This window comes from Planktosalinus sp. (assembly GCF_059864935.1).
The window spans coordinates 1-3,627 of record NZ_JCBCCK010000243.1 but is presented as its reverse complement, the minus strand read 5'-3'; the positions used below and the strand labels follow the sequence as shown (position 1 = coordinate 3,627).

At 37.5% G+C, this 3,627-nt stretch carries 4 protein-coding genes; 1 reads left to right on the top strand and 3 read right to left on the bottom strand.

What is annotated here, in order from left to right; genetic code table 11:
* The coding region (locus AC6F75_RS08370; RefSeq protein WP_500714552.1) for a TRCF domain-containing protein at positions 1-546 on the top strand (546 nt) is incomplete at its 5' end.
* 42 nt (positions 547-588) lie between these two features.
* Here the strand turns inward: AC6F75_RS08370 and AC6F75_RS08365 are convergent.
* The 3 genes from AC6F75_RS08365 to AC6F75_RS08355 all read right to left on the bottom strand — a co-directional run bounded on the left by AC6F75_RS08365 (position 589) and on the right by AC6F75_RS08355 (position 3,460).
* Positions 589-1,344 carry a T9SS type A sorting domain-containing protein gene (locus AC6F75_RS08365; protein ID WP_500714551.1) on the bottom strand — a complete coding sequence of 252 codons (756 nt, stop codon included), beginning with the start codon at positions 1,342-1,344 and terminating at the stop codon, positions 589-591.
* A gap of 157 nt (positions 1,345-1,501) precedes the next feature.
* Positions 1,502-2,272, bottom strand: coding sequence for a T9SS type A sorting domain-containing protein (locus AC6F75_RS08360; RefSeq protein WP_500714550.1), 771 nt, complete (start codon positions 2,270-2,272; stop codon positions 1,502-1,504).
* Positions 2,273-2,458: 186 nt separating this feature from the next.
* On the bottom strand, positions 2,459-3,460 hold the full coding sequence (locus AC6F75_RS08355; protein ID WP_500714549.1) for a metal-dependent hydrolase: 1,002 nt from the start codon (positions 3,458-3,460) through the stop codon (positions 2,459-2,461).
* Between the last annotated feature and the right edge of the window lie 167 nt (positions 3,461-3,627).

The window sequence follows — 3,627 nt, the reverse complement described above, 5'->3', positions numbered from 1 at the left end:
TATCAAAAAATACTTGCCGAAGCCATAGAAGAACTCAAGGAAAAAGAGTTTAAAGACCTTTACAAGGGCGAAAAAGATAAAAAATACATCAAAGAAACCGTTATTGACACCGATTTTGAAATCCTCTTCCCCGACGATTACGTCAATAACATTACCGAAAGACTCAACCTCTACAACAAACTCTCTGAACTCAAAACCGAAGAAGAATTAAAGCAATTTGAAAAGGAACTCATAGACCGTTTTGGCGAGCTTCCCGTTCAGGTAGCGGATTTACTGGACAGCGTGCGGGTCAAGTGGATTGCCATTACTATGGGTCTGGAACGTGTGGTGATGAAACAAGGCAAGTTTGTGGGCTACTTTATTGCTGACCAGCAATCGGGCTTTTATCAGAGCGAGGCTTTTCAAAAAGTGTTGCAGTTTGTACAGACGCAATCTGGTTTGGTGAAAATAAAGGAAAAGCAAACTCGCAGTGGCCTGAGGCTGTTGTTGAGTTTTGACCATGTGAAATCAGTGAAGCAGGCGTTAAGGGTTTTGGAGCGGTTTTAAAATTCAAACCCTCTCAGGGTTTGAAACCCTGAGAGGGTTGCTTTATTTTTTTACAAACTTTTTACTCACCCGCTCTCCACCCTCACTTTCAAAAACCATAAAATACAAGCCTGGGCTTAATGACTTTATATCAATAGTTGAGACATTGGTATCAAGAGAATGGTTTTGTAACTTTTTGCCATTGATATCATAGATTGTTACTGATACTATTTGGTTTGAAGTGTTGTTTACTTGTATTGTTTCTTTGACAGGATTGGGAAAAATAAAAAGTTCAGAATTGGAAAAATCCTCAATTGATAAAGGCACTTCATTCTTATAGATTGCATAATCGCCATTTGAAGCTGTAATAATCAGAGTTCGATTCGATCCGTCTACAATAATTTCATAAGGGACATAATATCCATTAAGAGAACTCCAAAAATTTTGATACAAACCACTATAATTTTGATTATGGGGGTGATTTTGGTGACATCCACCCGTAAAAAAAGCCATTTGTAGAATTTCAAATTCGGTTGTACCAATGTATTCCAATAGACCTGATCCGCCTTCATCACACATACCTGTGTAAACTCCATTTACATGAAAATCAGCAGGAACAAATGGAATTTCAGCATTCACCGGTGGTATATTGCTATCTCCGTCAATAACGAGGTCATGAAGATACCACGTGTTCTCAAAAAGTCTGGGGTCTTGGGCGGAGAGCCCTCCCCCAACCCATCCTAACGAGGGGATTAAGAAAGCTATTGCAATTAAATTTATAAAGAGTAACTTTATTTTTTTTACTTTTAAAGTTTTCATACCGTTTTTTATTTAAGGCTTTAATTAACAATCAATTGTTTGGCGTGAACGGCCTGTCCGTCAACCGTTAATATAACCGCATAATGTCCCGGCGGGTATGTCTCTACTTTCAGGCTTCAATCCCGAAACTTCGGGACTAAAAAGAGTTAAACCTTAGTTATTCCTTTACAAACTTTTTACTCACCCGCTCTCCTGCCTCACTTTCAAAAACCACAAAATACACACCTTGGTTTAATGCCTTTACATCAATAGTTGAGGTATTGGTTTCAAGTGAATGCTTTTGCATTTTTTTACCATTGACATCATAGATTGTTGCCAACATATTTTGGTTTGAGCCATTGCTTATTTGCAAGGTTTCTTTGACAGGATTAGGGAATAGTCTAAAGTTATCTTTTGAAAAATCTGACAATGATAGATAATATGTTGTGAACAACAACCAGTCGCCATTTAGATTTGTTATCTCTAAGTCAAGAACAGGATTGCCGTTATCAACAAGTTGATAACTAAAAGGATTATTGGGTGTGCCATTACTATTAATAGGGAGTTGAAAATAAAAACTTTTGTATAGTTCTACAGCCGCAATTACGTCAGGGTCAGTATAATTGCATTGGATATAATCTTCAATGGGGCCTAAAATGAAACTATTATTGGTTACATTAGAATAAGGGACTGTTATATATTCAAAACAACTGTTACCATAAATTAAAAGAAAAGAGTCTTCATTGAGAAGAGTTTCAATCGTGGCTCCCAAAACTTGTGTTGAGATTGAAACACCATTAATTTCTGAATCTGCAAGAAACCATTCGGAATGCAATAGTGATTGGGCATTTAAGCACCCCCCAATTCCTCCAAGAGAGGGAAGTAAGAAAGCTATTGCAATTAAATTTACATATAGTAATTTTAATTTTTTTAAATTTAAAATTTTCATGTCTTTTTTTATATCAAATAGGACAATAATGTTAAATTATCAGCAATTTACCCCCCTCCTGTAAATATTTCCAAATTATATATGTTAATTTTTTCGTTATATTTAATTGGAAAGTGAGCCTACACTAAAAGTAGCCCGCACAATCAGTAAAAAGTTAGAGATAGATTCCTCGATTGTTTTGGGGGTTTAATTCCCCTTCACCCTCTCCCAAAGATTGGCCAGAAGTATTTGAGCATCTTCACGGTTTTTTTCGACTTCGTTGGCATAAATCGTTCCGCCAATTTCTTCCAGATGGTATCTGAATGCAAACTCGGGGTTTAACGCATCGCTGTTGAGCAATCCAAAACGCAAATCGTTTAAATAGATTTCGCCTTCCTTTTCGGTGATGGTGAACCAGCCTTCTGTGATTTTGATCAGTCGTTGAACGTTGTGTTTTTCTTTCCAATCGCCCAATAAATGATGATTTTTCGCGAAAGCGTGAAATTCGATTGATTGGGTGTCAAAAAATGAATAATCGCCTATCAAAAACGCATCTTCGGTTTCCACATTGGCTGTCCAAAGAATGATATTTAATGGCGCGGGCTTGTTTTGCATTTGAAGGTAATCGATGTCCTGTTCTGCGAGTGCGTTTGTGAATTTTTGATAAGTAATGCCTTTAACTACCAACGTTAATGCCAAATAACTGCTACTAATGATTAAGCCCAACCGGTTGAATTTTTGTCTTTTGGGCGAGGTGCGCTTTTGAAACATCGTTAAAATAACAAAGACAAGAAACGGTAAGGTGTAAAGCGGGTCAATGACAAAAATACTTTTGAAGGCGACCGGATAATGTATGGGCCAGAATAATTGTGTACCCCAGGTTGTAAAAGCGTCTAAAAAGCTATGAGTAATCAGTCCCCAGAACATCAATAGGGACCAGTCTTTCCAGTTCGCGGAAGATTTCCGTTCAATCTTGGAAATGAGCCAGCCAAAAACAGGAGCCATAACAACTGCAAAAAGTATGGAATGTGTCACCCCACGGTGTAGCTCAATGGCGGTGATGGTGTCTGTCAAATAATTGGCCAGTACATCCAAATCGGGGATAGTCCCGGAAATTGCTCCATAAAGAATGGCTTTATTGCCCACCTTTTTTCCTAACACGGCTTCACCAACGGCAGCTCCTAATACGATTTGGGTTATTGAATCCATATTTTTAAGTTTGTGAGTCTTTGAGTTTGTGAGTTTGATTTTTTGAATACTCAAAAACTCACAACTCATCAACTACTTACGGTGCCGGATTGGGTATTTCCTCGTGAATTTTATTGATTTCCTTTATAATTTCTTTTGATAGAACAACATCCTTACTTACTATGTTT

Coding starts and splice junctions, on each gene's coding strand:
- AC6F75_RS08365 (WP_500714551.1), bottom strand. CDS start 1,344: ATGAAAACTTTAAAAGTAAAAAAAATAAAGTTACTCTTTATAAATTTA.
- AC6F75_RS08360 (WP_500714550.1), bottom strand. CDS start 2,272: ATGAAAATTTTAAATTTAAAAAAATTAAAATTACTATATGTAAATTTA.
- AC6F75_RS08355 (WP_500714549.1), bottom strand. CDS start 3,460: ATGGATTCAATAACCCAAATCGTATTAGGAGCTGCCGTTGGTGAAGCC.